Source organism: Aquitalea sp. FJL05 (assembly GCF_003852595.1).
Taxonomy (GTDB): domain Bacteria; phylum Pseudomonadota; class Gammaproteobacteria; order Burkholderiales; family Chromobacteriaceae; genus Aquitalea; species Aquitalea aquatilis.
The window spans coordinates 1-25464 of the sequence record NZ_QAJS01000016.1; the positions used below are offsets into that span (position 1 = coordinate 1).

Here is a 25464-nt window from a genome sequence, read left to right on the forward strand (position 1 = left end):
CGGCTTTGTTGCGTCGGGGGATGGCGTGTTACAGCATGAGGTTCAGCATGCGGTCGATGCGAACGCGGCTGAGACGGGTAAGCAAGGTGCGTATCTTGAGTGGATAATGGCGTACGTTGTCGAGTTGGCGGTAATGGTCGACGCGGGTGGTGTGCTGCAGGATGTGCTGCTGCTCGGTATGGCTTTGCGTTTGCAGTTGCTGTTCCGGATCGTGAATCAGCAAGGCGTTTTCCAGATCGAGCCTGAATGCGCGCGGATTCATATTGTTTCCGGTCAGCAAGATGTATTGCTGGTCACACCACATGCCCTTGAGGTGGTAGCTGTTGTCCCCCTCTTTCCATAGCTGCAGGTGGAGTTTCCCGGCATCGATATGTGCCTGGCGACGTTTGGCAAAGCGGCGCAGGTTCATTTCATACAGATAGGGCAGTGCTGCAATCAAGCGGAAGGGTTCGGATTCGGGAATGAAAAAATCATTGGCGGTTTTGTCGCCGACGATGATGGTGACTTCCACACCACGGCGCAGGGCGCGATTGATGGCGCGCAGTACCGCCATGGGAAAGTTGAAGTAGGGGGTGCAAATGACCAGCCGCTGCTCGGCCTTGGCGATCAATTGCAGGATGAGGCGATTCAGCGCATTGCCCTTGCCCAGTCCCAGTACCGGGGTGACACCCATGCCGTGCTGGCAGGTCTGCTCTGGCGGCAGGGTATAGTGTATGGTTTCCAGCCGGGTACGAAAGGCGCGGATTTCCTTGCGGATGCTGCGGGTGCTGGGTACTGGTTTGTCTAGCCGGAATACCGCTTCGTCATTGAAAAAATGCTGGCACATCAGCTGGGCCATGCTGTCGGCCAGTGCGGCATTTTCAAGCAGGTGATAGCGGTCGAAACGGTATTTGTCCTGCTTGTGCAGGTAGACATTGTTCAGGCTGGCACCGCTATAGATAACCTGACTGTCGACAATGAAACCTTTCAGGTGCAGTACGCCGAACAATTCGCGGGTTTGTGCCGGGACGCCGTAAATGGGTAGTTCGACGGCGTGGCGGCTGCATTCCTCTCGATACCAGGCAGCATTGCAGCTGTCGTGGTTTTCGCCGATACGACCCCGCTGTGCGCGGTGCCAGTCCACCATGATGCGTACGTCCAGTGCCGGATTGGCTTGTTTGGCCTCAAACAGTGCCGCCAGTATTTCACGACCGGCCTCATCCTGTTCCAGATAGAGTGCCGTGAGGTAAATGCGCTGCCGGGCGCTGGCGATGGCGGCCAGCAAGGTATGACGAAACGCTGTAGCGCTGGACAGGGTGGTAAATGCGGCGGCGCTCAGCGGAAAACGGGGCAGGCGCTGCAATGAAGGCCGGTCAAGAAGAAATGCCATGCGGGATCGATCACGAGTAAAACGGTTGATCGAGGCATCCTAGCATCGTTTGCGGGTTTTGGGGTCGCCAGCAGGGGCATGCTTGCTCGCCGCAGGTAGGCCGCTAGAAACCAATGGTATCGCGCAGGCGGTGGTAAAGCACAGACAGGCGCAGCAGGCTGTCTTCCAGTGAAGCCGGCAGTGGGAGCGGATGTGCATACAGCTTGTTGAAAACATCGAAGCAGCTGATATCGCCCGCCATGGTTTCTGCCAGCATTTGCCCGGCCATGCCGCTTAATGCCACGCCATGGCCGGCAAAGCCCTGGGCGTGGTAGATGCGCTGACCCTGGCGACCGATCTGTGGCAAGCGCGCCGGGCCGACGTCCACATGCCCACTCCATGCATAGTCAATCTGCCGGTTTTTCCACTGGGGAAAGATGCTGGCCAGGCGCGCCTGGCGCTCGGCCACCATAGCCTGCGGACTGGCGCTGGAACTACCCGGCAGGCCACCAAACAGCAGGCGATGATCCGCTGTCAGGCGGAAATAGTCCGGCAAGGGGCTGCCTTCACAGACGGCGGCCCCACCCGGAAGCAGGCTGCTGGCGAGTTCCGCCGGCAAGGGTGCCGTGGCAATGATATGCGAGCGCAGCGGTACGATGCAGCGCCGCAGTGTGGACTCTAATGGCCCGATATCGACATTGCAGGCCAGCACCATTTTGTCGGCATTGACCCAGCCTTGTGGTGTGCCGATCTGCAAGCCACGCTTGTCCTCGTCGATGGAGGTGACGGGCGAGTGCTCAAACAACTTCACGCCAGCCTGCGAGGCCGCCCGCGCCAGTCCCTGCGCATACTTGAGCGGGTGCAGGTGACCGCAGCCGCTGTCGTAAAGTGCCGCACTGAAGGACGGTGAGTCGATGTGCTCACGTAGCGCCGGTCCTTCCAGCCATTGTGTGTCGTGATAGCCATAAGCCTGCAGCTGGCGCTGTTGCGCCTGCACCCACTGCTGTTGCCGGCGGTTGCGCACCGTGGTGAGGACGCCCCAGCGCAGCTCGCAGTCGATCTGATGCTGATGGATCCGGTTGGCAATCAGCGAGACACCCTCCAGCGAGGCGTCCCAGCATTGCCGTGCGCCGCGGCCTCCCAGCTGCTTTTCAAATGCGGCCATGGTGGCGGCAAAACCGTGCAGGATATGTCCACCATTGCGACCTGATGCGCCAAACCCGACCAGAGCGCCTTCCAGCAAGGTGACCGACAACCCTTTTTCCGCCAGGCTCAGCGCCGTGGACAGGCCGGTAAAACCGGCCCCCACCACACAGACATCACAGCGGATGACTTCGTTGAGAACCGGGTAGCGCTCGCGCAGTGGCGCAGTGGCCGCATGCCAGGAGTCGATGTGATGGCCATCAAACTGGGCCAGATGCGGTGCGTGTTCTCGGTTCATGCAAGCGCTTTCAAGCCTGGCTTAGCAGATGGCGATACTCCCAGGGACTGACCTGGCGATTGAATTCCTGCCATTCGCTCAGCTTGAGCTGACAATAGGTGGCAACAAACTGCGGTCCCAGTACGGCTGCCAGTTCAGCATTGGCAGCCAGTCGCTCCGCCGCTTCCAGCTGGGTGCGGGGGAAGGCGTAGGGGCGGCCATAAGCGCTGCTATCCAGTGGAGCGGTGGGCTGCAGTTCCTGTTGCATGCCAAGCAAGCCGCAGGCCAGGGTGGTGGCCAAAGCCAGATAGGGGTTGGCATCCACGCCCGGCAAACGGTTTTCCACCCGTCGAGCTTGTGGGCCGCCATGGGGAATGCGCAAGCCGCAGGTGCGGTTGTCATAGCCCCATTCCACATTGATGGGCGCTGCGGTAAAGGGTGCCAGCCGGCGGAATGAGTTGACGTAGGGGGCCAGCAGCAGCAAGGCATCCGGCAGGTAATGTTGCAGGCCGGCGATATAGTGGGCGAAGCGCGGAGCAGGCTGGCCGTTATCCTGTGAGAAGGCATTGCGGCCGCTGTCGGCATACACCAGGCTTTGGTGGATATGCATGGCGCTGCCGGCATCATCGGCCAGCGGTTTGGCCATGAAACAAGCTTCCAGATTGTGGCGTGCTGCAGCCTCGCGCACCATGCGCTTGAACAGGAAGGCCTGGTCGGCCAGTGCAATGGCGTCGCCATGCTGCAGATTGATTTCCAGCTGGCCACAACCTACCTCTTGCAGCAAGGTATCTGCCCCGATGCCCAGGCATTGGCAGCCATGCTGGATATCGCCCAGCACTGCATCCAGATCGTGCAGACGGTCCAGTGAATAGGGCTGGCGCAGGCTGTCGCTGGTCGTGCCGTAGCAGGCAGGGGCTTGCGGGGCAGCATCCAGACTGTTGCGGCGGGCAAACAGATAGAACTCCATTTCCGGCGCAACGACCGGCGTCAGTCCCCGTTCGGCATAGCGTGCCAGCACCCGCTTGAGCACATTGCGCGGAGCGAATTCCACCAGACTGCCATCCTCATGCAGACAGTCGTGAATCAGCATGGCCGCCGGTTCGCGGCTCCACGGCAGCTGGCGCAGGGTGCTGGTATCAGGCAGCAGGCGCATGTCGGGGTCGAGTTCGGGCACCAGCTGTTGCAGGCAGTGGCCGCTGACGCTCTGTACCAGGCCCACCTGGGAAAAGCGCAGTTCGCTAGTGGCCAGCAGGCTGGCGCTGGGTACCACCTTGCCGCGTGCGCTACCAGTGATGTCGGAAAACAGGCATTCGACCGTGCGAATGCCGTGGCTGTGCAGCCAATTTGCAGAATCTTGCATGGATGGTCCTTGTGCTATGCATTGTCGTGAGCCGCCATTGGCGGGTATTACGGCACAACGCTAGCGATGACCAACTGCAGTGAAAGGCTGGATGAAGAAGCCCAGCGACAAGGCTGTCGGATTGGCCCACGGGCACAGCGCCACCACTGCCAGAGGCAGGGCGGGGAAGGCTGGTGGGGTACGACGTGCTTGCATGAGGCAGGGCATCCTGATGAAGGGTGGGTAGTGCTGCGCTGAATTTTTAAACGGCTTTACCCGGTGGCGTCAATTTTTTTTAACGTGCCTGGCGCATGCTGTGGTGGATTTGCCGGGCACTCCGGTGGACAGCCGCATGGCAAGAGCTGACGAAATGTGCAAAAATTCGGTCAACTAGACGATTTGCAGGTTTTTTTCATGCTGGACCGGGACGGATATCGCCCCAATGTCGGAATCATCCTCATTAACGGTAAAAATGAGGTGTTCTGGGGCAAGCGGGTGCGCGAGCATTCCTGGCAATTTCCGCAAGGAGGCATCAAGCCGGGCGAGAGCCCGGAGGCGGCCATGTACCGCGAGCTTCTGGAGGAGGTCGGGCTGTTGCCGCAACATGTCAAGATCGTGGGGCGTACCCGCGACTGGCTGCGCTATGACGTGCCCAGCAACTGGGTAAGGCGCGAATGGCGCGGCAGTTACAAGGGGCAGAAACAGATCTGGTTCCTGCTGCGGCTGACGGGGCGCGATTGTGATGTCTGCCTGAGAGCCAGCAGCCATCCGGAATTCGACGGCTGGCGCTGGAATGACTATTGGGCGCCGGTGGATGCGGTCATCGAGTTCAAGCGCGATGTCTATATCCGCGCCCTGACCGAGTTATCGCGTTTTCTCAAGGGCCTGGAAAATTACGACAGCTTCCTGCAACGCATGCGCCAGCCAGCGTGCGGATTGCCGGACAAGCTGCAGGATCACTGACGCCGCATTGCCGGGCGATCTGCATCATTCTTCAAGCAAGCGGCGGCCCAGTGCTGCCGCTTGAGCATCATGCCGGCCCCACCGTGTGGCGGGGCGGCGACATCATTCAGCTTGGCCCTGGCTGCAGGGCCAAACCAGGCGACGAAACAAGCTATGACTCAACAGTACGACGAATCCTCGGTACGGGTGCTCAAGGGACTGGAACCGGTCAAGGAACGGCCGGGCATGTATACCCGTACCACCGACCCCACGCATATTTGTCAGGAAGTCATCGATAACGCAGCCGACGAGGCGCTGGGCGGCTATGCCCGCAAGATTGCCGTCACCGTGCATCAGGACGGCTCGCTGTCGGTAGAAGACGATGGCCGTGGCATTCCGGTCGGCCTGCATCCGCAGGAAGGCGTACCGGTGGTGGAGCTGGTCTTTACCCGGCTGCATGCCGGCGGCAAGTTCAACAAGAAGGATGGCGGTGCCTATGCCTTCTCCGGTGGCCTGCATGGTGTGGGTGTATCGGTCACCAATGCGCTGTCCACGCGGCTGGAAGTCGAGGTCAAACGCGAAGGCGGCGTCCACCGCCTGGTGTTTTCCGGTGGCGATGTGATCGAGCCACTGGCCCGTATCGGCGATTGCGGCTCGCGCACCAGCGGCACCCGCGTGCGGGTATGGCCGGACGGCAAATATTTCGAAAGTCCGCGTTACTCGCTGGCCGAACTGGAAAGGCTGCTGCGTGCCAAGGCGGTATTGCTGCCCGGCGTTGCGGTGACGCTGACGGTGGAGAAACCCAGTGGTGATGAGGTCAAGGTGTGGCAGTACCCGCAGGGCCTGAAAAGCTATCTGGCCGAGCTGTGCAATGGCGACGAGCCGGTGGCCCCGCTGTTTGCCGCCGAAGCCTATATCGGTGACGACCACGAACAGTTTGCCAAGGGCGAGGGTGTGCAATGGGCGATGGCCTGGTTCGAAGACGGTGCCAGCGGCGAGAGCTACGTCAACCTGATTCCCACGCCCTCCGGTGGTACCCACGAAGCCGGCCTGCGTGCCGGGGTGTTTGATGCGGTGAAGAGCTTTATCGATCACCACAATCTGCTGCCGCGTGGCGTCAAGCTGATGGCGGAGGACGTGTGGAGCCGGGTGCGTTTCGTACTGTCGGCCCGCGTGCTCGACCCGCAATTCCAGGGCCAGACCAAGGACAAGCTCACCAGCCGCGATGCGCTCAAGCTGATCTCCAGCCTGGCGCGGGACCCGGTGGAGCTGTGGCTGAACCAGAATGTGGAAGCCGGCAAGAAGATTGCCGAGCTGGCCATCCGTCAGGCGCAATCACGGCTGAAGTCGGTCAAGAAAGTAGAAAAGAAAAAAGGCTCGGGCGTCGCCGTGCTGCCGGGCAAGCTGACTGATTGCGAAAGCGAAGATCTGGAACGCAACGAGTTGTTCCTGGTGGAAGGCGACTCGGCCGGTGGTTCGGCCAAGCTGGCCCGCGACAAGGAATATCAGGCCATCCTGCCCCTGCGCGGCAAGGTGCTCAACAGCTGGGAAACCGACAAGGATCAGTTGTTTTCCAATGCCGAAATCCATGACATCTCGGTGGCCATCGGTGTGGACCCGCACGGGCCGGAAGATCATCCCGACCTGTCCAGCCAGCGTTATGGCAAGATCGCCATCCTGTCCGATGCCGACGTGGACGGCTCGCACATTCAGGTGCTGTTGTTGACGCTGTTCTTCCGCCATTTCCCGCGGCTGATCGAAAACGGCAATATCTACATCGCCCAGCCGCCGCTGTTCCGGGTGGATGTGCCGGGTTCGGGCAAGAACCGCCCGCCGCGCAAGATTTACGCGCTGGACGAAGGCGAACTGAATGCCATCCTCGACCGTCTGCGTAGTGAAGGGGTGCGTGAGGGCAGCTGGGGTATCTCGCGCTTCAAAGGTCTGGGCGAGATGAACCCGGAGCAACTGAAGGACACCACCATGAATCCCGATACCCGGCGCTTGTCGCGGGTGCAGGTGCGTCCGGGCGAGCTGGCCCATACCCTGTCCACCTTCGTCATGCTGATGGGCAAGGGTGAGGCTTCCAGCCGTCGCAGCTGGATGGAAGCCAAGGGCAATGAGGTGGAAGCCGATATCTGAGTCGGCGGCTGTCCAGGCACGTAAAAAGGGGACCTGCGGGTCCCCTTTGGCATTGTCGATGCAGCCTGTTCAGTCCGCCAGCGCGATCACCACCCGCTTGTTGCGCGCGCCCTTGCTCTCGATTTTCTTCACCAGCAGGCGGCCAATCTCGCCGGTGCTGCGCACATGGGTGCCGCCACAGGGCTGCAGGTCGACACCATCGATGGCAATCAGGCGGATTTCCGGCAGCTCCAGCGGCGGGGTCACCGACATGGTCTTGATCAGTTCTGGCCGGGCCTTGAGCGCTGCGCCGCTGGTCATCTGCACGGATAGCGCCAGGTCTTGTGCCACCAGCGCATTCAGGCCGGCTTCGATGGCACCCTTGTCCAGCTCCATGCCCTCCGGGATGTCGAAGTCCAGTCGGCCGGATTCGGCGGTCAGATTGCCACCGGTGACGCCGGCCTTGATCACCACAGACAGCAGGTGTAGCGCGGTATGGATGCGCATGTGGCGATGGCGACGTGTCCAGTCCAGCGTCAGGATGACGGCGCTGCCGGCTGCCAGTCGTGGGGCGTCTGCTGCCGTGATGTGGGCGATCTCGCGGGTTTCGCGGTTGCGGCGGGTATCGCTGATGGCCAGTGTGCTGCCATCCGCCAGCGTCAGGCTTGCCATATCGCCCGGTTGGCCGCCGCCCAGCGGGTAGCACAGGGTGTCCGCCAATATCAGGCCGGCATCGTCATGGCGCACGACGGTGGTTTCCAGCTGGCGTTGGTAAGGGTCGAGATAAAAGCGCTCCGGCATGACAACTCCTTGCATGGGCTTGGGTAGGGTAAGCATGACAGGGTGATGGCAATGGCCAGGCATTTCAAGTGGCAATTCCCGGGCAAATGCAGGGTGACAGCTTGTGAAGCCGGGCCGGGAATACGATAATCGCCCGTTCTTCGTTTTTTGCGCGCCTGCTGCAAGGCTGGGCGCGGTGTGCTGCCATGACCCAAGCCCATAATCTGGAAACCTACACCCCGCCGCCGGATACCGGCCTGGCGGTGATTTATGCCGACGACTGCCTGGTGGTGGTGGACAAGCCGTCCGGCCTGCTGTCGGTGCCCGGGCGTGGCGAGGGCAAGGAGGATTGTCTGGTCAGCCGGGTGCAGCAAGTGTATCCGGATGCGCTTACCGTGCACCGCCTGGATATGGCGACCTCCGGCCTGATGGTGTTTGGCCGTGGGGCGGCCATGCAGCGCGCACTGTCGATTGCCTTTATGGATCGCAAGGTGAAAAAGCGCTATATCGCCGTGGTGGACGGTATTGTGGAAAGCAATAGTGGCACCATCGACCTGCCGCTGATCATCGATTGGCCCAACCGGCCGCGGCAGAAGGTCGATCTGGTCGAGGGCAAGCAAGCCATCACCCATTACCGCGTGGTATTGCGCGACTCCCTGCGCCAGACCTCGCGCATGGAACTGGACCCGCAAACCGGCCGCGCCCACCAGTTGCGCATGCACATGCTGCATCTGGAAAGCGGCCATCCCATTCTGGGTGATGACATTTACGCGCCGCCGGAAGTGCTGGCCAAGGCCGAGCGCCTGCTGCTGCACGCCTCGCGGCTGGTATTGCGCCACCCGATTACCCGTGAAGAAATGGAATTCGAGGCCCCCGTACCGTTTTGATGGCCGGGTGTTGCCCGCAAAAAAGCCTGCTTGGACGACAAGCAGGCTTTTTTACTTTAGACGGCCAACTTACTGCCGAGCCGTGCGGGTGTTGTGCCGTGGCGGCTCGGCACAATTGCTACGCCAGGGGTTGATGTCCAGGCCGCCACGGCGGGTGTAGCGGGCGTACACCGTCAGCTGTTGCGGCGCGCAGGCGCGCAGGATGTCGGTAAAGATGCGCTCCACGCACTGCTCGTGGAATTCATTGTGCTGGCGGAAGCCGATCAGGTAGCGCAGCAGGCCCTCGCGTTCCAGCTTGGGGCCGGTATAGCTGATCTGTACGCTGCCCCAGTCCGGCTGGCCGGTTACCAGACAGTTGGACTTGAGCAGATTGCTGCACAGGGTCTCGCTGACGATATTGCCACTATCGGCGCGCAGGATGTCCGGGCAGGGCGCGTAGTTGTCCACGGCGATGTCCTGCTCGTCGATATAGTCACCGTCCAGTTCGGCAATGCACTCTGCGGCAAAGTCCTGCGGTAGTTGCACGCTAACCGATACCTGGCGGCCGGCGGCATTGGACAGGTCCAGCGCCAGTTGGGCCTGCAACTCGGCCAGGCTGGCGATGCGGGTCTGGTTATAGCTGTTCAGGTAGAGCTTGAACGACTTGGATTCGATCAGGTTGGGACTGTCAGCCGGAATGCGGAAGGTGGCTATGCCCACCTGTGGCTTGCCGCGTGCATTCAGCCAGGACAGCTCGAAGCCGGTCCAGATATCCACACCGGCAAAGGGCAGTGCCTGTTCGTTCACGCCGATTTCATCGCGTTTCATCTTGCGCGGAATGGGAAACAGCAGGCTGGCGTCGTACTCGTCCTGATAGCTGACGGTCTTGCCCAGCGGGGACTGTTCCGGTGACATGGCTTGAGGTTTCATGGTGTTTCCTTGCAATAGGGTTCAATGTTCGCGGCGCATGAACTGGCGCGGGCGGAAGCCCAGTGCAAACAGCGAGGCGAAGTAGGTGAGCGCGCCAGCCACCACCAGCAGGGTCAGCCAGCACACGCGCTGCCAGGCGTGGCCATCCCAGTGGATGGGCAGCAGCCATTGCAGGGCCAGCAGCACGGCGGTCATGGCCAGGATGGCCAGGGTCATCCGGGTCAGGAAGCTGTTCCAGCCCGGCTGTGGCTGGTAAATCTTGCGTCGCAGCAGGGTGGACAGCAGCAGGCCGGCATTCAGGCAGGAGGCCAGGCCAATCGACAGCGCCAGCCCGGCGTGCTTGAGCGAAAACACAAACATCAGGTTCATCAGCTGGGTGCAGCCCAGGGTAATCAGGGCAATGCGTACCGGCGTCTTGATGTCTTGTCGCGCATAGAAGCCCGGTGCCAGCACCTTGACCAGAATCAGCCCCAGCAGGCCCAGGGAGTAGGCGATGACGGCCTGTTGCGACATCAGCGCATCATGCGCGGTAAAGCGGCCATACATGAACAAGGTGGACAGCAGCGGACCGGACAGCAGGCCCAGCCCAACCGTGGCCGGCACCGCCAGCAGCAGCGACAGGCGAATGCCCCAGTCCAGCAGCACGCTGAATTCACTGTCGGACTTGCTGGCAGCATGCTTGGACAGCGAGGGCAGCAGGATGGTCCCCAGCGCCACGCCCAGCACGCCGGAGGGGAATTCCATCAGTCGGTCGGCGTAATACATCCACGACACGCTGCCGGTGGGCAGGAAGGAGGCGAAGGTGGAGTTGATCAGCAAGGAAATCTGCGCCACCGACACCCCGAAGATGGCCGGGCCCATCTGGCGGATCACCCGCCATACCGCAGCGTCCTTGAAGTCGAAGATGGGCAGGGTGAGCATGCCGATCTGCTTGAGAAAGGGCAGCTGCCACACCAACTGAATCAAGCCACCGACAAACACCGCCCAGGCCATGGCCATGATGGGCGGGTGAAAGTTGTGAGTGAAGCACAGCGCAAACACGATGAAGCTGAGATTCAGAAAGGTGGGCGTGAAGGCCGGAATCGAGAATTTGCCCCAGCTATTGAGGATGCTGCCGGTCATCGACGACAGCGAAATGAAAAAGATATAAGGAAACGACACGCGGAGGATGTCGGCAAACAAGGCTGCTTTGGCCGGTTCGCGATAAAAGCCGGGGGCGGAGATCCACATGATGGCCGGGGCGGCCAGCATGCCGATGGCGGTCACCAGCAGCAGTACCGAACCCAGCACCCCCGTCACCTTGGCGACGAATTCGCGGGTTTCGGCTTCGGTTTTCTGATTCTTGTATTCGCCCAGGATGGGGACGAAAGCCTGGGAGAACGCCCCTTCGGCGAACAGGCGGCGCAACATATTGGGAATCTTGAAGGCGGCATTAAAGGCATCTGCCGCCATGCCGGCGCCAAAGACGCGGGCGATAAGGGTGTCGCGGACCAGGCCGAGAATGCGCGACACCATGGTCATGCTGCTGACTGCAGCCAGAGCCTTGAGCAGGTTCATTTATTGGGGGGAGGGCGGGTTGAGCAAGCCGGCTAGTTTACGCTGGCGGGTTTATTGTTGCAAAACCTGCGTTTAAGGCTTAGAATCGCGGGTTTCAGATTCCGCTCATCAGGAGAAAGATTCATGGCTAACAGCGCACAAGCTCGCAAGCGTGCACGCACAGCCCTTAAGCAGCGCGCGCATAACGCCAGCCTGCGTACTGCGTTCCGTACTGCAGTAAAGAAAGTGCTCAAGGCAATTGAAGGTGGTGACAAGGCTGCGGCCAAGGTTGTGTTCCACGCTTCCACCAAAGTAATCGACCGTATCGCTGACAAAGGCGTGTTCCACAAGAACAAGGCAGCTCGTCATAAGAGCCGTCTGTCTGCTCAGATCAAGGCCATGGCCTGATCCCAGCCCAGCGCTGACGAATACGCAAAAAGGCCCCGCAACTGCGGGGCCTTTTGTGTTTTCCTGGCCAGCTCATCTTAGGGTTTGTTGCGCCCTTGCCACGACCAGCGCTTCAGCCCAGCAGGGCAAAGGCCTGGCTGGCCATTTCCCCTTCTTCATCGGTAGCCAGCACATAGGCGTGATGGTGGCTGCCGGCGCTGGTCAATTGCCGTGCATGGGCCAGATTGGCAGTATGGTCGGCTTCAAAGCCCAGCCAGCCCAGCTGACCCAGCACGCGGCCACGTACCTCGGCCGAATGCTCACCAATGCCAGCGGTAAAGATAATGGCGTCCAGCCCCTTCATGGCCGCAGCCAGCGAGGCAATCTCGCGCACGATGCGGTAGCAGAACAGCTCTACCGCCTCGCGTGCGGCCGGCAGGCTGCTGGCCAGCAGTTCGCGCATGTCGGCGGACAGGCCGCCGGACACCCCCAGCAGGCCGGAGTTCTTGTACAACTCGCGCCGCACCTCGCCCACGCCCATGCCTTCGTGTTCCATCCAGTACAACACCACTTCCGGGTCCAGATAACCCGGGCGCGTGCCCATCATCAGGCCGTCTACCGCAGAAAAACCCATGCTGGAGGCCACGCTGCGGCCTTGCTGGATGGCGCAGGCGCTGGAGCCGCTGCCCAGATGGCACACCACCACGCGGGCATCGGCCAGCCCCAGGGCATTCAGCTTGCGGCTGATGGAGGCATAAGACAGGCCGTGAAAGCCGTAGCGGCGTACGCCTTCGTCGTGCCAGTGGCGGGCGATGCCGAAACGGGTGGCCACTTCCGGCTGGCTGGCGTGAAAGGCGGTGTCGAAGCAGGCTAGCTGTGGCAGCGCGGGGTCGAGCGCGCGAAACGCTTCGATCACCTGCAGGCTGACCGGCTGGTGTAGCGGGGCCAGCGGAATGTAAGCCTCCAGCGCCTGGCAGATGTCTTCATCCAGCCGGGTGACGTCATGGAAGCGGCTGCCACCATGCACCACGCGATGCACCACGGCGGCGACGGCGATGCCGTGGTCGGCCAGGGTATTGATCATGGCGGCCACCGCAGCGGCGCGGCTATCATCGCCCAGCTCGCGTTCTTCCAGCTGCTGGTGCAGGGTGTCGTGCAGGCTGAGGCGGGTGTGCGGTTGGCCGAAGTGGTCGATCAGGCCGCGCATCAGCAAGGCTCCGCCATCCATGGCATAGGCGCGGAACTTGAGGGTGGAGGAGCCGGCATTGACGGCGATCAGTGCCTTGATCACTGGCTGACTCCACGGCGGCGATGGGCCAGCACATTGGCCACGGCGGCCGAAGCCAGGCGACCGGTGGCGTCTTCGGCGCGGCTGGTCAGCACAATCGGCACCCGTGCGCCCATCACGATGCCGGCGGAGGAGGCGGCTGCCAGATAGGTTAGCTGCTTGGCCAGCATATTGCCGGACTCCAGATCAGGCACCAGCAGGATGTCCGGGTCGCCAGCCACTTGCGACACGATGCCCTTGGTGTCGGCGGCTTCGTGCGAGATGGCATTGTCGAAGGCCAGCGGGCCATCCAGCAGTGCGCCCTTGATCTGGCCACGGTCGGCCATCTTGCACAGCGCGGCGGCGTCCAGCGTGGCACGCATGGCGGGGTTGATGGTTTCCACCGCCGCCAGAATGGCGACCTTGGGGCAGGCGATGCCCAGCGCGTGGGTGAGGTCGATGGCGTTCTGGCAGATGTCGCGCTTGGTCATCAGGTCGGGCTCGATACTGATGGCGGCGTCGGTAATGAACAGATAACGCGGGTAGCTTTCCACTTTCATGATGAAAACATGGCTGATGCGGCGGTCGGTGCGGATGCCGGTGTCGCGGGCCAGCACTTCCGTCATGAATTCATCGGTATGCAGGCTGCCCTTCATCAGGATGTCGGCATAGCCATCACGCACCAGCTTGACTGCCTGTTCGGCTGAGGCATGGCTGTGCGCGGTATCGATTACTTCATAGCGGGAGAGGTCGACATCCAGTTCTTCGGCCAGCTTGTTCAGGCGGCTGCGCGGCCCGATCAGAATGGGCGTGGCAATGCCGTGTTCGGCCGCCTCTACTGCACCCAGCAAGGCTTCGCGGCTGCAGGGATGGGCCACGGCCATGGGCAGCGGACCCTGGTCGGTCGCTTGTTGCAGGATGTCGTCAAATGCTTTGTCATCGCGGGTCATGGATGGTCTCCGGGGCGCGAGCAGGATAGGGGAGGCTGGCCAGCGCGGGCGCTGGCCGCCGTGGCATCAGGCCATGATGTGATGGCCGCCATCGACATAGATGGTCTGGCCGGTGAGGCTGCGCGCTGCATTGGAAATGAGGAAGGCGCAGGTCATGCCCACGTCTTCGATATCCACCAGCTTGTTTTGCGGCGCACGGGCGATGGCGTCGTCGATCAGTTGGTCGAAGTGGGCAATGCCGGAGGCGGCGCGGGTCTTGAGCGGACCGGGGGAAACCGCATGCACGCGGATGCCCTTGGGGCCGAGTTCGCTGGCCATATAGCGCGACACGCTCTCCAGCGCGGCCTTCACCGGGCCCATCATGTTGTAGTTTCCCACCACTTTGTCGGCACCGTAGTAGCTCATGGTGATCAGCGAGCCGCCATCTTTCATCAGCGGTTCGGCATGGCGGGCCATTTCCACGAAGGAGTAGCAGGAAACATGCATGGCTTGCTGGAAACCGTCGCGCGAGCAATCAACGACACGGCCATGCAGATCGTCCATCGGGCAGAAGGCGATGGAGTGAATGACGAAGTCCAGCTTGCCCCATTGCTGTTCGATGGCGCTGAACACCTGTTGCATCTGGCCCGGCTGTTCCACGTCCAGCGGCATGACCAGCGGGGCTTCCAGCTTGTCGGCCAGCGGGCGCACGTATTTTTCCGCCTTGGCGTTCAGGTAGGTGACGGCGACTTCGGCCCCCAGTTCGCGCAGTACGCTGGCGCAGCCGTAGGCGATGCTGTTTTCGTTGGCGATGCCAACAATCAGGCCTTTTTTGCCATTGATGATATTGCGGATGCTATCCATATAATCCTCTGGTAAAACCATTTTTAGAGTAGGTCGATGTCATCCTGGCAGCGCGATGTTGCGAGTGCGTGAAAACAGCATTTTTGTATTGCGGCGACAGTCGGATATAATCGAAGGTTTGCGGGTAAGCTACTTGTGTTTGCCTTCTCTGGCCGCACTTTGCATCATAGGTCAGAGCGACGCATTTATTGTGCACTGCAGTAAAAGCGTATTGTGCACTGTAGCAAAAATACGCCATTTATGCCATTTACATGATGGTTGGAGTGAAATATGCCGATCTACGAATACCGCTGTACTGCCTGTGGCGCAGCCAAGGAACATCTGCAGAAAATGAGCGATGAGCCGATCGCCCAGTGCCCGGCCTGTGGCAGTGCCGACTATCACAAGCAATTGTCCGCGGCGGGCTTCCAGCTGAAGGGTTCCGGCTGGTATGCCACCGACTTCAAGAATGGCAGCTCTTCTTCCGGCAGCTCCGGTGGTGGCGGTGGCGGTCACAGCTGCGGCAATGGTTCTTGCGGCGGCGGGTGCGCTTAACACCCCATGACACAAATCAAAATGACCGTACGGGGCTACCTGGTGGCCGGCCTGCTGATCTGGCTGCCGCTGGGCATCACCCTGTGGGTGCTGAACCTGATCATCGGTTCGCTGGACCAGACGCTGAACCTGCTGCCGCACGAGTGGCGGCCGGAGCAGCTGTTCGGCTTCCGCATACCTGGCCTGGGCGTGGTGTTTGCCTTCCTGATGCTGCTGGGCACCGGCATGTTTGCGGCCAATGTACTGGGGCAGCGTCTGGTGGATTTCTGGCACGGGCTGCTGTCGCGCACGCCTTTCGTCAAGTCCATCTACAACAGCGTCAAGCAGGTCAGCGATACGCTGCTGTCGGACTCCGGTCAGGCTTTCAAGAAAGCACTGCTGGTGCGCTGGCCGCATCAGGATGCCTGGACGGTTGCTTTCCAGACCGGTTCGCCGGCACCGCAGGTGCTGGCTGAAATGGGCGAGGAAGAACACGTCAGCGTCTATGTGCCGACTACGCCTAACCCGACTTCCGGCTATTTCATCATGGTGCCCAAGCGCGACACGCGCGAATTGACCATGAGCGTGGATGACGCGCTGAAATACGTGATCTCCATGGGGGTGGTGGTACCCAATCCGCCGCCGCAGGAGCAACGCTCCCGCCTGAACGACGAACTCAATCGCCAGGGCTAGGCCGCCATGCTGCCTGGCCCTGCAGTGCACTGAACTACATTCGACTTACCAATACCGAATTCAAGACAAGGGTTATCCGATGCGTACCGATTACTGCGGACTTATTGACAAGAAATACCTCGGCCAGACCGTCACCGTAAAAGGCTGGGCTCACCGCCGACGCGACCACGGTGGCGTGATCTTCATCGACTTGCGCGACCGCGAAGGTCTGGTGCAGGTGGTGATTGATCCGGACACCCCGGAAGCCTTCAAGCTGGCCGACAGCAGCCGCAACGAATTTGTGCTGGCCATTACCGGTATCGTGCGCGAGCGCCCGGCCGGCACCGCCAACAGCAAGATGATTTCCGGCGAAATCGAAATCCTGGCCAAGGAAATCGAAATCCTCAACAGCGCTGCCACCCCGCCCTTCCAGATCGACGACGAGAACATCTCGGAAAACGTCCGTCTGCTGAACCGCGTGATCGACCTGCGTCGTGCACCGATGCAGAAAAACCTGCGCCTGCGCTACCGCGTGGCCATGGGCGTGCGTAATCACCTGGACAAGCAGGGCTTCATCGACATCGAAACCCCGATGCTGACCCGCTCCACCCCGGAAGGTGCGCGTGACTACCTGGTGCCGTCCCGCGTGCATCCGGGCGAATTCTTTGCCCTGCCGCAATCGCCGCAGCTGTTCAAGCAGCTGTTGATGGTGGCTGGCTTCGACCGCTACTACCAGATCACCAAGTGCTTCCGCGACGAAGACCTGCGTGCCGACCGTCAGCCTGAATTCACCCAGATCGATATCGAAACTTCGTTCCTGAACGAAGACGAGATCATGGACATTACCGAAAACATGGCGCAGGAAATCTTCCGCGACGTGATGAATGTCGAGCTGGGCAAGTTCCCGCGCATGACCTACAACGACGCCATGTTCCTGTATGGCTCGGACAAGCCGGACCTGCGCGTATCGCTCAAGTTCACCGAACTGACCGACCTGATGAAGACCGAGGAATTCAAGGTCTTCCGTGGCGCAGCGGACATGGCGGGTGGCCGCGTGGTTGCCCTGCGCGTACCGGGTGGTGCTGCCATTTCCCGTAAGGAAATCGACGAGTACACCCAGTTTGTTGGCATCTACGGTGCCAAGGGTCTGGCCTATATCAAGGTCAACGACAAGAGCAAGATCACCAACGACGAAACCAGCGGCCTGCAGTCGCCCATCGTCAAGTTCCTGTCCGTGGCCGCGCTGGAAGAAATCATGGCGCGCACCGGTGCCGACAACGGCGACATCATCTTCTTCGGTGCTGACAAGGCCAAGGTGGTGAACGAAGCCATTGGCGCGCTGCGCATCAAGATCGGCCACGAACGTGGCGAGAAGGATGGCTACTTCGTGCGCGAATGGCGTCCGCTGTGGGTGGTGGACTTCCCGATGTTCGAACACGACGAAGAAGCCGACCGCTGGACGGCCTGCCACCATCCGTTCACCAGCCCGAAACCGGGTCATGAAGACCTGATGGACACCGACCCGGCAGCTTGCCTGGCCCGTGCCTACGATATGGTGCTGAATGGCTGGGAAATCGGTGGTGGTTCGGTGCGTATCCACCGTGCCGACATACAGGAAAAGGTCTTCGCTGCGCTGAAGATCACCCCGGAAGAACAGCAGAACAAGTTTGGCTTCCTGCTGGACAACCTGAAGTTCGGCGCGCCGCCGCACGGTGGTCTGGCCTTCGGCCTGGACCGTCTGGTTACCCTGATGGCCGGTGCCGAGTCCATCCGCGACGTGATTGCCTTCCCCAAGACCCAGCGCGCCCAGTGTCTGCTGACCAACGCGCCGAACGCGGTGGACGACAAGCAGCTGCGCGAACTGAACCTGCGCCTGCGCCAGAAGGCCGAACCGGCCGCCTGAGCCTGACGGCTTTCGCCATGCACGTATAAAACGGACACTGCGGTGTCCGTTTTTTTTGTTTTGTATTTTATCTGTGTACATATGTACAATAATAAATAATTCAAGGAGAGCAAAATGACACAGCAAGCCGAAAACAAAAGCATCGTGGTGGAACGGACCCAGACCGGGGTGAAAATCGAAAAGCGCCTGCTCAAGGTACTCAAGGCCATGGCGGAGTATCACGACATTACCCTGGGTGATCTGCTGGAAGGCATTGTGTTGCATGCCTTTGATGGCAAGGTGGCCTTTGGCGAAGAATCGCTGGCGCGCATCCGCCAGCTCAAAGAGGTATATGGCCTGGAACTGGACGCCAGCGCCAGTCATCGCCTGCAGGAAAAATCCTGACCGTGCACCACCGGAGCAAGGGCAGGGCAGCTTGAAACCAAGGCCTGCTGCCCGCATCTGATAAAGATCGCCAGCAGGGCGAACCGGCTATTGCGAAACTTTATCGACACGATATGGATTTACAATTGGCCGGTGATGGGCGGGCTGTTTTATAAAGCCCCCGCATTCCGCAGCGTTTTCGCATCGCCCGATACCGGAAACGCTGTCACATCAAGAAACTCAAGGAGATCCGCATGGCCGTACTCGTTGGTAAGCAAGCACCGTTCTTCGCTGGTGAAAAAACCTTCTCCGCCGTTCTGGGCGATGGTCAGATTGTTGACAACTACTCCTTCCAGGAAGCTACCGCCGGCAAATACGCCGTGGTGTTCTTCTACCCGCTGGATTTCACTTTTGTTTGTCCGTCCGAGCTGATCGCCTTTGATCACCGTCTGGCTGAATTCAAGGCCCGCAATGTAGAAGTGATCGGCGTGTCCATCGACAGCCAGTTCACCCATGCCGCATGGCGCAATACCCCGGTGGAAAAGGGTGGTATCGGCCAGGTTGGCTACACCCTGGTTGCCGACATCCAGCACGAACTGTGCAAGGCCTTTGATGTGGAAGCCGACGGTGGCGTGGCCTTCCGTGGCTCCTTCCTGATCGACAAGGCTGGCGTGGTACAGCATCAGGTGGTCAACAACCTGCCGCTGGGCCGCAATGTGGACGAAATGATCCGCATGGTGGATGCCCTGCAATTCACCGAAGAGCACGGCGAAGTGTGCCCGGCTGGCTGGAACAAGGGCAAGAAGGGCATGAAGCCGAGCGCCGATGGCGTGGCTTCCTACCTGGCAGAAAACGCCGCCCAGCTGTAATCGTCCTCTTGACCTGCCGCTGTCGCGGCAGCAGTCGACACGCGAACCCCGCTTTCAGGCGGGGTTTTTGCATTTGGCCTGCTATACCTGAGTAAACAGATATAAATAGGTGACCCATTTGCAATTGTCTCCTCCTCAGGTGGAAACGGCCGTCCGGCTCCATATCCTGAGCCTGACCCGTGACGCCCAGCCATTTGCCATGATCGCCGCCAGCCTGCTGGCGCTGACCATGCTCATGCATACGCCCTGGCCCAATGTGGCCATCTGGTGGGGCTGCATGTTTGCTGCCCAGCTGTGCTATCGGCAGCAGATTGTGCAACTGCTGCGGCAAAGCCAGTTGAGCCACTCCCTGAGCCGGCGCGGCTTTCGCCGCTTCTGTGGCTGGTCGCTGCTGCTCAGCCTGCTGTGGAGCTGTGCGCCCTGGTGGCTAGTGGTGGACAACGACCCCTTGTACATGATGCTGGTTCTGCTGTGGCTGGCGGCAGTGGCCGCTGCCTATGCCGCCTATTTTTCCAGCGTGCGCACCCTGTTTTATCTGGCACTGCTGGTGTTGGTGCTGGGGGCCATGCTCAAACTGCTGCTCAGCGGCGTGCCGGTGCTGTATCTGGCTGCCTTGTCCTGCCTGCTGTACGGCGTGGCGCTGGTGGTCATGATCTGGCCCTTGCACCGCATCATCCGCGACAGCTTTGTCGCGCGCGATGAAAACAGCCAGCTGCTGACCGAGCTGAGTGCACAGCAGCAGCAAGTGGAAGCGGTGAATCTGCAGCTGGAAGAGCAGGGCCGCCTGCTGGATGAAGCCCTGGTCAGGGTAGAGGAACTGGTGGCACATGATCCGCTGACCGGCGTGCTCAGCCGGCGCGCCATCATGTTGCAGGGTGAGCGGCTGCTCGAGCATGCCGGGGTGTCGGACCAGCCCTTTTGCCTGGCCATGCTGGACCTGGACCATTTCAAGGCCATCAATGACGGTTTTGGCCATCTGGTGGGGGATGAGGTACTGCGCCAGACCTGTTTGCTACTAGGGACCGACCTGCGCGGTAGCGACAGCCTGGGCCGCTATGGCGGCGAGGAGTTCATGTTGCTGCTCAGCGGTGTCGGGCTGGCCCAGGCGCAGCCGCGGCTGGAGCAGATGCGGCTGCGCTTGCAGCAGCATGACTGGTCGGACTTGACCCGGCAGCGGCCGGTGACGGTATCCATTGGCCTGATCGCCTGGCAGCCGGGGCTGGATCTGGCGCAGTTGATCCGTCGCGCCGATGATTTGCTCTACGCCGCCAAACGGGCGGGACGCAACCGCGTGCAGGTGGAGCCGACGGCAGCGCTGGCCGAGAAAGGCAGTGCATGAAGCCTGTACTCCCATTACTGCAAGACGATGCCGGATGGCGCGAAGAGGCGGACCTGGTGCGCTACTTCATCGACATTGCCTATCGCTCGATTCCGGCGGTGATATGCAGCGTGTCCATTCTGGTCGCCTTCATGTACCAGCATGCCTTGCCCCTGCATCTGGCGGTGTGGGTGCTGCTGTTTGGCTTGGTGGAGTGGCGGCTGTGGTGGGTGATCCGCCGTTTTCGCCGTGCCGACCTGCACCCGGGCAGCGTGTTCCAGCACTACACGGCAGTGCGCGATTGCGTACTGGCCGATTGCCTGCTGTGGGGGGCCGCCATGGGCGTGATGGACGCACATCTGCTGGACAATCCCTATCACCTGCTGTTGCTGCTGTGGCTGACCGGTATTTTTGCCTTGTTATGCATCATGGTGGCGGCGTGCCGGGATATCCACGCCCTGTTTTTTGTCGCGTTCTGGGGCTATCCGCTGTGCAGTCTGCTGGCGCATGGCCAGCGGCTGGAACTGATGGTGCTGGCCGGCTTGCTGCTGTATCTGGCCGCGCAGTGGCGCTTTGTCAGCCGCTTCCACCGCACGCTGTTCGATACCGTCAAACTACGGCATGACAATCAGAGCATGATGCAAAGCCTGGTTGAGCTGCATGTGCAATCTGCCCTCAAGCGCGAACAACTGGAACAACAGCAAAGGGCGTTGACCGAGGCGATTGCCGAGCGCCAGCGCTTGCTGGAGTGCGATGCCCTGACCGGCTGCTACAACCAGCGTGCCTTGCGCCGGCAACTGGATGCCCACGCAGCAGACAGCATCGCCAGCGGCCGTGTGTGGGCCTTGGCTATGCTGGATCTGGATCATTTCAAGCAGGTGAATGACAGCTTTGGCCATCAGGCGGGAGATGCCGTGTTGCAGCAACTGGTGCAGCAGCTGTCCAGCCTGCTGCCGCCTGGGCTGGAGCTGTTCCGTTACGGTGGCGAGGAGTTTGTCATTCTGGCTACCGGGCTGGACGAGGCTGATCTGGCCGGCGCGCTGGATGATATCCGCCACACGCTGGCCACGGCACGCTGGGAAGCGTTGCCCGCCAGCTGGCAGCAGACCGTGTCTGCCGGGGTGGTGGCCTGCCAGCCGGGGGATCCGGTCAATCACAGCCTGCAGCTGGCCGACATGGCCTTGTATGCGGCCAAGCATCAGGGGCGCAACCGGGTCTGTCTGGCCAGCATGCTGGCCACGCCGGCGCTGGAGCGTTTCAGCCGCAGCGGCTAGGCGCGTTATTTCAGTGGCAGTTTGGCCTTTACCGTGTGCATCATGGTAGCTTGCGCGCTGGCCACCGGGTGCAGGCCGTCTGCCTGGAACTTGCTGATGTCAGTGGCAAAGCCGGCTACCAGCAGCGGTACATAGGGCAGCTGGTTGCGTTTGGCGATGGTGTCGTATACCGCGCGGAACTCCGCGGTGTAGCGGGGGCCATAGTTGCTGGGCAGCGCCATGCCTACCAGCACCACCCGCGCCGCCGCCTGACGTGACAGATTCACCATCTGTTGCAGATTGTCCTGCAGCCTGGACAGGGGCAGACCGCGCAGGCCGTCGTTGGCACCCAGCTCCAGAATCACGATATCCGGTTTGTTGCGGCGCAGGGCTTCCGGCAGGCGTGTCAGGCCGCCATCGCTGGTTTCGCCGGAGATGCTGGCATTGATAATCCGGTGCCGTGGCTCCAGATCCTGTTGTAGCAGGCTGACCCAGCCCTGGCCCGGTGCCAGTCCGTAGCCTGCCGACAGGCTGTCACCCATCACCAGAATGGTGGCGGCGGAGGCCGGCAGCGCCAGCAGGGCGGCGCACAGAAGGCTAACAATGTTGACCATTGCAGAAGGCATATGACTCCAATCGATAACAAGGCAGTGCTGTCGGCGCAGAATCTGGCCAAACAGGTTGTGTTTAACGGCGAAGCGCTGGCTATTTTGCATGCGGCCAGCCTGACCGTAGGCCCGGGCGAGAGTGTGGCCATCGTCGGCGCTTCCGGCTCTGGCAAATCGACCCTGCTGTCCTTGCTGGCCGGGCTGGACCAGCCCAGCAGCGGCGAAGTGGCCTTGTTCGGCCAGTCGCTGGCCGGGCTGAACGAAGACGGCAGGGCGCTGTTGCGCAGAGACAAGGTGGGGTTCGTCTTCCAGAATTTCCAGTTGATGCCGCAACTGACGGCGCTGGAAAACGTCATGCTGCCGCTGGAACTGGCCGGGCGCAAGGACGCACGCGACAGCGCCAGCCAGATGTTGTCCCATGTCGGCCTGGGGCAGCGGCTGCGGCACTATCCGCGCCACCTGTCCGGCGGCGAGCAGCAGCGCGTGGCGCTGGCGCGGGCTTTTGCCATCCATCCGGGCATTCTGTTTGCCGATGAGCCTACCGGCAATCTGGATGCCGCTACTGGCCGCCAGATCATCGATCTGCTATTCCAGCTCAATAGCGAACAACACACCTCGCTGGTACTGGTCACCCACGATAACGAGCTGGCCAGCCGCTGCGATGCCATTTACCGCCTGGTGGATGGCCGCCTGAACGGAGCGCGGGCATGAGCTGGTGGAGCCGTCTGCTGCTGGCCGCACGCTTTGTGCGGCGCGAAATCGTCTCGGGCGAACTGACCATTCTGGCGCTGGCACTGCTGGTGGCCGTGACGGCGCTGACCAGCGTGAGTTTCTTTTCCGACCGGGTCGAGCGCGCGCTGACCACCCAGGCCACCCAGCTGCTGGCCGCTGATCTGGTGCTCAATGGCAACCAGCCGGCACCGGCAGCCATTCGCCAGGAGGCCCAGCGGCGCGGCTTGCAACTGGCCGACAATATCAGTTTCCCTTCCATGGTGTTTGCCCAGGGCCAGGCGACGCTGGCCACCTACAAGGCAGTCAGCAACAGTTATCCGCTGCGCGGTGAAATTACCCTGCGCGGCGTGGACGGGCAGCCAAGCACGGGCGTGTTGCATCCGGCTGCCGGCACGGCCTGGGCCGATGCCCGCCTGCTGCGCAAACTGGGGCTGAAGCTGGGCGAGCGCATCAGCGTCGGCAATAGCACGCTGCTGCTCAGCGGAGAAATCCTGCGCGAGCCGGACGGGGCGATGGACCTGTACAACTTCGTGCCACGGCTGATGTTCAACAGTGCCGACCTGCCCGCCACCGGCCTGATCCAGGAAGGCAGCCGCGCCCGCTGGCGGCTGATGCTGGCCGGGGACGACCGGCAGATCAGCGCCTTTCGCCAGTGGCTGGGCCAGCATCTGCCTGCCGGTAGCCGGCTGGAAAATGTGGAAGAGGCCCGCCCGGAGATCCGCACCGCACTGGAGCGGGCACGCCGCTTCCTTGGCCTGACCGCCATGCTGACCGTGGCACTGGCCGCCGCTGCCGTGGCGCTGGCGGTGCGGCGCTATCTGGCGCGCCACTGGCAACCAGTGGCGGTATTGCGCTGCATGGGGCTGACCTCATCCGAGGTGTTGGGGCTGTTTGTCTGCCTGTTCTTGCTGCTGGGCTTGCTCAGCGGCGCACTGGGGGCGCTGGCCGGTTACGCCGTGCAGCTGGGGTTGATGCAGCTGAGCAGCCGTTTCGTCGGCGAAGTCCTGCCCGACCCCGGCTGGCACGGCTGGCTGCTGGGGCCGGCCTCTTCGCTGCTGTTGCTGGCGGGCCTGGCCTTGCCGCCGCTGCTGGCCATTCGCAATGTCTCGCCGCTGGCGGTACTGCGCAACGATGTGGTGCTGTTGCGCAGCAATCTGCTGGCGCCACTGGCAGCGGTGCTGGCCTTGTTGGCGCTGGCCGCCTGGCAAATGGACGATGCCATGCTGGCGGCCTGGCTGCTGGCGGGCATGACGGCCTTTTTCGCTGGCGTGGCTGCGTTGGCCTGGGGCATGTTGTGGCTGCTACGGCGGCTGCCGGCCGGGCCGCGCATAGGTTGGCGCTACGGAGTGGCCAATCTGGCACGCCGCCCCTGGCTGGCCATCGTGCAGATCGTGGCGCTGGCGGTGGGCATCATGGCCTTGCTGACGCTGACCGTGGTGCGTGACGACCTGATTACCGCCTGGCAGCACAGCATTCCGGCGGATGCGCCCAACAAGTTCGTCATCAATATCCAGCAGAATCAGCGCGCGGCGCTGCGCGATCGTTTTGTGGTGGCGGGGCTGCCGCCGCCGGAACTGTCACCGATGATCCGTGGCCGGCTGATTGCCATCAACGACAAACCGCTGCGTCCCTCTGCGCTGCAAGACGAGCGTGCCCGCCGTCTGGCCGAGCGCGAGTTCAACCTGTCGTGGCGTGATGATCTGCCGCAGGGCAACCGGCTGGTGGCCGGCAACTGGTGGCAGGACAAGGCCAAGCCGCAGTTTTCGGTGGAGCAGGGACTGGCCGGCACGCTGGGCATCCGGCTGGGGGATACGCTGGCCTTTGACATCGGCGGCAGCACCTATCGCGCGCGCGTCACCAGCTTGCGCGCCGTGGCCTGGGACAGTTTCCGGGTGAATTTCTTCGTGCTGGCACCGCCTTCGCTATTGCAGCAGCCGGGTAGCTGGATCAGCAGTTTCCGGCTGGACGCCGCGCAGGAGGCGTTTGCCAACCGGCTGGTTGCTGCCTTCCCCAATATCACCATCATCGACGTTACGGCTATTCTGGACGAGGTGCGGGCCATGGTGGACAAGCTCACCCGCGCCATCGAAGCCATGTTTGTGCTGGCTTTGGCTGCCGGTGTGCTGGTGTTGTGGGCGGCGCTGGCCGCCACCCGTGACGAGCGGCTATCGGATATTGCGCTGATGCGCGCGCTGGGGGCCTCGCGCGCGCAGCTGCGTGCGGTGGTGCTGGCAGAGCTGGCCTGGCTGGGTGCATTCACCGGCCTGCTGGCTGCGCTGGGGGCCATGGGCATTGGCGGCATTGCCGCCAGCAAGCTGTTCAACCTGCCCTGGAGCATCAATTTTTGGCTGCTGCCCATCGGCATGACTTGCGGTGTGGCGGTGGTGACACTGGCGGGCTGGCCGCTGGTCGGCCGGGTAACACGCGCGTCGCCGCTGGCGATTTTGCGCGCCGCTTAGTCGGCCCATAACAAGGCGGGCAGGATAGCCCGCAAGGAGTGTGGAGAG

General features: G+C 61.7%; 24 protein-coding genes. 13 read left to right on the forward strand and 11 right to left on the reverse strand.

The features are described from left to right. Positions 1 to 28: 28 nt before the first annotated feature. The 4 genes from pssA to DBR44_RS19960 form a co-directional block, all read right to left on the reverse strand. Positions 29 to 1369, reverse strand: a complete 1341-nt coding sequence (gene pssA / locus DBR44_RS13865; RefSeq protein WP_124644626.1) for a CDP-diacylglycerol--serine O-phosphatidyltransferase — start codon at positions 1367 to 1369, stop codon at positions 29 to 31. 103 nt (positions 1370 to 1472) lie between these two features. Further along, positions 1473 to 2789: an FAD-binding oxidoreductase gene (locus DBR44_RS13870; RefSeq protein ID WP_124644627.1), complete on the reverse strand. Its 1317-nt coding sequence runs from the start codon at positions 2787 to 2789 to the stop codon at positions 1473 to 1475. A gap of 10 nt (positions 2790 to 2799) precedes the next feature. Continuing rightward, on the reverse strand, positions 2800 to 4128 hold the full coding sequence (locus DBR44_RS13875) for a glutamine synthetase family protein (RefSeq protein WP_124644628.1): 1329 nt from the start codon (positions 4126 to 4128) through the stop codon (positions 2800 to 2802). Positions 4129 to 4188: 60 nt separating this feature from the next. Further along, complete coding sequence (locus DBR44_RS19960; protein ID WP_255424589.1) at positions 4189 to 4323, reverse strand: hypothetical protein; 135 nt, start codon at positions 4321 to 4323, stop codon at positions 4189 to 4191. A gap of 198 nt (positions 4324 to 4521) precedes the next feature. On the opposite strand from DBR44_RS19960, the gene DBR44_RS13880 reads away from it, so the two are divergent. Together DBR44_RS13880 and parE are read left to right on the forward strand one after the other, a co-directional pair. After that, entirely contained in the window at positions 4522 to 5070 is a 549-nt protein-coding gene (locus DBR44_RS13880; RefSeq protein WP_103524099.1) for an RNA pyrophosphohydrolase, read from the forward strand. Between the two features lie 153 nt (positions 5071 to 5223). Next, positions 5224 to 7188, forward strand: a complete 1965-nt coding sequence (gene parE / locus DBR44_RS13885) for a DNA topoisomerase IV subunit B (protein WP_124644629.1) — start codon at positions 5224 to 5226, stop codon at positions 7186 to 7188. Positions 7189 to 7257: 69 nt separating this feature from the next. Here parE and DBR44_RS13890 read toward each other — a convergent pair whose 3' ends face one another. Continuing rightward, on the reverse strand, positions 7258 to 7968 hold the full coding sequence (locus DBR44_RS13890) for an alanyl-tRNA editing protein (RefSeq protein WP_124644630.1): 711 nt from the start codon (positions 7966 to 7968) through the stop codon (positions 7258 to 7260). A 185-nt stretch (positions 7969 to 8153) separates the two neighbouring features. Here DBR44_RS13890 and DBR44_RS13895 point away from each other — a divergent pair, with 185 nt between their 5' ends. Beyond that, the gene (locus DBR44_RS13895; protein ID WP_124644631.1) at positions 8154 to 8834 is read left to right on the forward strand and encodes a pseudouridine synthase; all 681 of its coding nucleotides are present in this window, start codon (positions 8154 to 8156) and stop codon (positions 8832 to 8834) included. A 69-nt stretch (positions 8835 to 8903) separates the two neighbouring features. Here the strand turns inward: DBR44_RS13895 and queF are convergent, their stop codons facing one another. Together queF and murJ are read right to left on the reverse strand one after the other, a co-directional pair. Next, a complete protein-coding gene (gene queF / locus DBR44_RS13900; RefSeq protein WP_124644632.1) occupies positions 8904 to 9743 on the reverse strand; it encodes an NADPH-dependent 7-cyano-7-deazaguanine reductase QueF in 840 nt (279 codons plus the stop codon). A gap of 21 nt (positions 9744 to 9764) precedes the next feature. Next, a complete protein-coding gene (murJ, locus tag DBR44_RS13905) occupies positions 9765 to 11300 on the reverse strand; it encodes a murein biosynthesis integral membrane protein MurJ (RefSeq protein ID WP_124644633.1) in 1536 nt (511 codons plus the stop codon). Positions 11301 to 11423: 123 nt separating this feature from the next. Here murJ and rpsT point away from each other — a divergent pair, with 123 nt between their 5' ends. Beyond that, entirely contained in the window at positions 11424 to 11687 is a 264-nt protein-coding gene (gene rpsT, locus DBR44_RS13910; protein WP_045847229.1) for a 30S ribosomal protein S20, read from the forward strand. 112 nt (positions 11688 to 11799) lie between these two features. Here the strand turns inward: rpsT and DBR44_RS13915 are convergent, their stop codons facing one another. The 3 genes from DBR44_RS13915 to fabI all read right to left on the reverse strand — a co-directional run bounded on the left by DBR44_RS13915 (position 11800) and on the right by fabI (position 14726). Further along, a complete protein-coding gene (locus tag DBR44_RS13915) occupies positions 11800 to 12957 on the reverse strand; it encodes an acetate/propionate family kinase (RefSeq protein WP_124644634.1) in 1158 nt (385 codons plus the stop codon). After that, a complete protein-coding gene (locus DBR44_RS13920; RefSeq protein ID WP_124644635.1) occupies positions 12954 to 13883 on the reverse strand; it encodes a phosphate acetyltransferase in 930 nt (309 codons plus the stop codon). Before DBR44_RS13920 ends, DBR44_RS13915 begins: the two co-directional genes overlap by 4 nt. Positions 13884 to 13949: 66 nt before the next feature. Further along, entirely contained in the window at positions 13950 to 14726 is a 777-nt protein-coding gene (fabI, locus tag DBR44_RS13925) for an enoyl-ACP reductase FabI (RefSeq protein WP_124644636.1), read from the reverse strand. Between the two features lie 270 nt (positions 14727 to 14996). On the opposite strand from fabI, the gene DBR44_RS13930 reads away from it, so the two are divergent. The 7 genes from DBR44_RS13930 (at position 14997) to DBR44_RS13960 (ending at position 21638) form a co-directional block, all read left to right on the forward strand. After that, complete coding sequence (locus tag DBR44_RS13930; protein ID WP_124644637.1) at positions 14997 to 15260, forward strand: FmdB family zinc ribbon protein; 264 nt, start codon at positions 14997 to 14999, stop codon at positions 15258 to 15260. Positions 15261 to 15266: 6 nt separating this feature from the next. Then, positions 15267 to 15932, forward strand: coding sequence for a DUF502 domain-containing protein (locus DBR44_RS13935; RefSeq protein WP_103524082.1), 666 nt, complete (start codon positions 15267 to 15269; stop codon positions 15930 to 15932). Positions 15933 to 16011: 79 nt separating this feature from the next. Next, entirely contained in the window at positions 16012 to 17814 is a 1803-nt protein-coding gene (gene aspS / locus DBR44_RS13940) for an aspartate--tRNA ligase (RefSeq protein WP_124644638.1), read from the forward strand. A 114-nt stretch (positions 17815 to 17928) separates the two neighbouring features. Further along, the gene (locus DBR44_RS13945) at positions 17929 to 18198 is read left to right on the forward strand and encodes a hypothetical protein (protein ID WP_124644639.1); all 270 of its coding nucleotides are present in this window, start codon (positions 17929 to 17931) and stop codon (positions 18196 to 18198) included. Between the two features lie 233 nt (positions 18199 to 18431). Further along, positions 18432 to 19046 carry a peroxiredoxin gene (locus DBR44_RS13950; RefSeq protein ID WP_059287015.1) on the forward strand — a complete coding sequence of 205 codons (615 nt, stop codon included), beginning with the start codon at positions 18432 to 18434 and terminating at the stop codon, positions 19044 to 19046. A 109-nt stretch (positions 19047 to 19155) separates the two neighbouring features. Beyond that, positions 19156 to 20385 (forward strand): diguanylate cyclase, encoded by a 1230-nt coding sequence (locus DBR44_RS13955; protein WP_124644640.1) that lies wholly within the window; start codon positions 19156 to 19158, stop codon positions 20383 to 20385. After that, the gene (locus tag DBR44_RS13960; RefSeq protein ID WP_124644641.1) at positions 20382 to 21638 is read left to right on the forward strand and encodes a diguanylate cyclase; all 1257 of its coding nucleotides are present in this window, start codon (positions 20382 to 20384) and stop codon (positions 21636 to 21638) included. Before DBR44_RS13955 ends, DBR44_RS13960 begins: the two co-directional genes overlap by 4 nt. 5 nt (positions 21639 to 21643) lie before the next feature. On the opposite strand, the gene DBR44_RS13965 is transcribed toward DBR44_RS13960, so the two are convergent. Beyond that, positions 21644 to 22231 carry an arylesterase gene (locus tag DBR44_RS13965; protein ID WP_124644642.1) on the reverse strand — a complete coding sequence of 196 codons (588 nt, stop codon included), beginning with the start codon at positions 22229 to 22231 and terminating at the stop codon, positions 21644 to 21646. 12 nt (positions 22232 to 22243) lie between these two features. Between DBR44_RS13965 and DBR44_RS13970 the strand changes: the two genes are divergently transcribed. Then, positions 22244 to 22936 carry an ABC transporter ATP-binding protein gene (locus tag DBR44_RS13970; RefSeq protein WP_124644643.1) on the forward strand — a complete coding sequence of 231 codons (693 nt, stop codon included), beginning with the start codon at positions 22244 to 22246 and terminating at the stop codon, positions 22934 to 22936. Then, complete coding sequence (locus tag DBR44_RS13975; protein WP_124644644.1) at positions 22933 to 25416, forward strand: ABC transporter permease; 2484 nt, start codon at positions 22933 to 22935, stop codon at positions 25414 to 25416. The genes DBR44_RS13970 and DBR44_RS13975 overlap by 4 nt, the downstream gene beginning before the upstream one ends. Positions 25417 to 25464: the final 48 nt, after the last annotated feature.

Coding starts and splice junctions, on each gene's coding strand:
- pssA (WP_124644626.1), bottom strand. CDS start 1,369: ATGGCATTTCTTCTTGACCGGCCTTCATTGCAGCGCCTGCCCCGTTTT.
- DBR44_RS13870 (WP_124644627.1), bottom strand. CDS start 2,789: ATGAACCGAGAACACGCACCGCATCTGGCCCAGTTTGATGGCCATCAC.
- DBR44_RS13875 (WP_124644628.1), bottom strand. CDS start 4,128: ATGCAAGATTCTGCAAATTGGCTGCACAGCCACGGCATTCGCACGGTC.
- DBR44_RS19960 (WP_255424589.1), bottom strand. CDS start 4,323: ATGCAAGCACGTCGTACCCCACCAGCCTTCCCCGCCCTGCCTCTGGCA.
- DBR44_RS13880 (WP_103524099.1), top strand. CDS start 4,522: ATGCTGGACCGGGACGGATATCGCCCCAATGTCGGAATCATCCTCATT.
- parE (WP_124644629.1), top strand. CDS start 5,224: ATGACTCAACAGTACGACGAATCCTCGGTACGGGTGCTCAAGGGACTG.
- DBR44_RS13890 (WP_124644630.1), bottom strand. CDS start 7,968: ATGCCGGAGCGCTTTTATCTCGACCCTTACCAACGCCAGCTGGAAACC.
- DBR44_RS13895 (WP_124644631.1), top strand. CDS start 8,154: ATGACCCAAGCCCATAATCTGGAAACCTACACCCCGCCGCCGGATACC.
- queF (WP_124644632.1), bottom strand. CDS start 9,743: ATGAAACCTCAAGCCATGTCACCGGAACAGTCCCCGCTGGGCAAGACC.
- murJ (WP_124644633.1), bottom strand. CDS start 11,300: ATGAACCTGCTCAAGGCTCTGGCTGCAGTCAGCAGCATGACCATGGTG.
- rpsT (WP_045847229.1), top strand. CDS start 11,424: ATGGCTAACAGCGCACAAGCTCGCAAGCGTGCACGCACAGCCCTTAAG.
- DBR44_RS13920 (WP_124644635.1), bottom strand. CDS start 13,883: ATGACCCGCGATGACAAAGCATTTGACGACATCCTGCAACAAGCGACC.
- fabI (WP_124644636.1), bottom strand. CDS start 14,726: ATGGATAGCATCCGCAATATCATCAATGGCAAAAAAGGCCTGATTGTT.
- DBR44_RS13930 (WP_124644637.1), top strand. CDS start 14,997: ATGCCGATCTACGAATACCGCTGTACTGCCTGTGGCGCAGCCAAGGAA.
- DBR44_RS13935 (WP_103524082.1), top strand. CDS start 15,267: ATGACACAAATCAAAATGACCGTACGGGGCTACCTGGTGGCCGGCCTG.
- aspS (WP_124644638.1), top strand. CDS start 16,012: ATGCGTACCGATTACTGCGGACTTATTGACAAGAAATACCTCGGCCAG.
- DBR44_RS13945 (WP_124644639.1), top strand. CDS start 17,929: ATGACACAGCAAGCCGAAAACAAAAGCATCGTGGTGGAACGGACCCAG.
- DBR44_RS13950 (WP_059287015.1), top strand. CDS start 18,432: ATGGCCGTACTCGTTGGTAAGCAAGCACCGTTCTTCGCTGGTGAAAAA.
- DBR44_RS13960 (WP_124644641.1), top strand. CDS start 20,382: ATGAAGCCTGTACTCCCATTACTGCAAGACGATGCCGGATGGCGCGAA.
- DBR44_RS13965 (WP_124644642.1), bottom strand. CDS start 22,231: ATGGTCAACATTGTTAGCCTTCTGTGCGCCGCCCTGCTGGCGCTGCCG.
- DBR44_RS13970 (WP_124644643.1), top strand. CDS start 22,244: ATGACTCCAATCGATAACAAGGCAGTGCTGTCGGCGCAGAATCTGGCC.
- DBR44_RS13975 (WP_124644644.1), top strand. CDS start 22,933: ATGAGCTGGTGGAGCCGTCTGCTGCTGGCCGCACGCTTTGTGCGGCGC.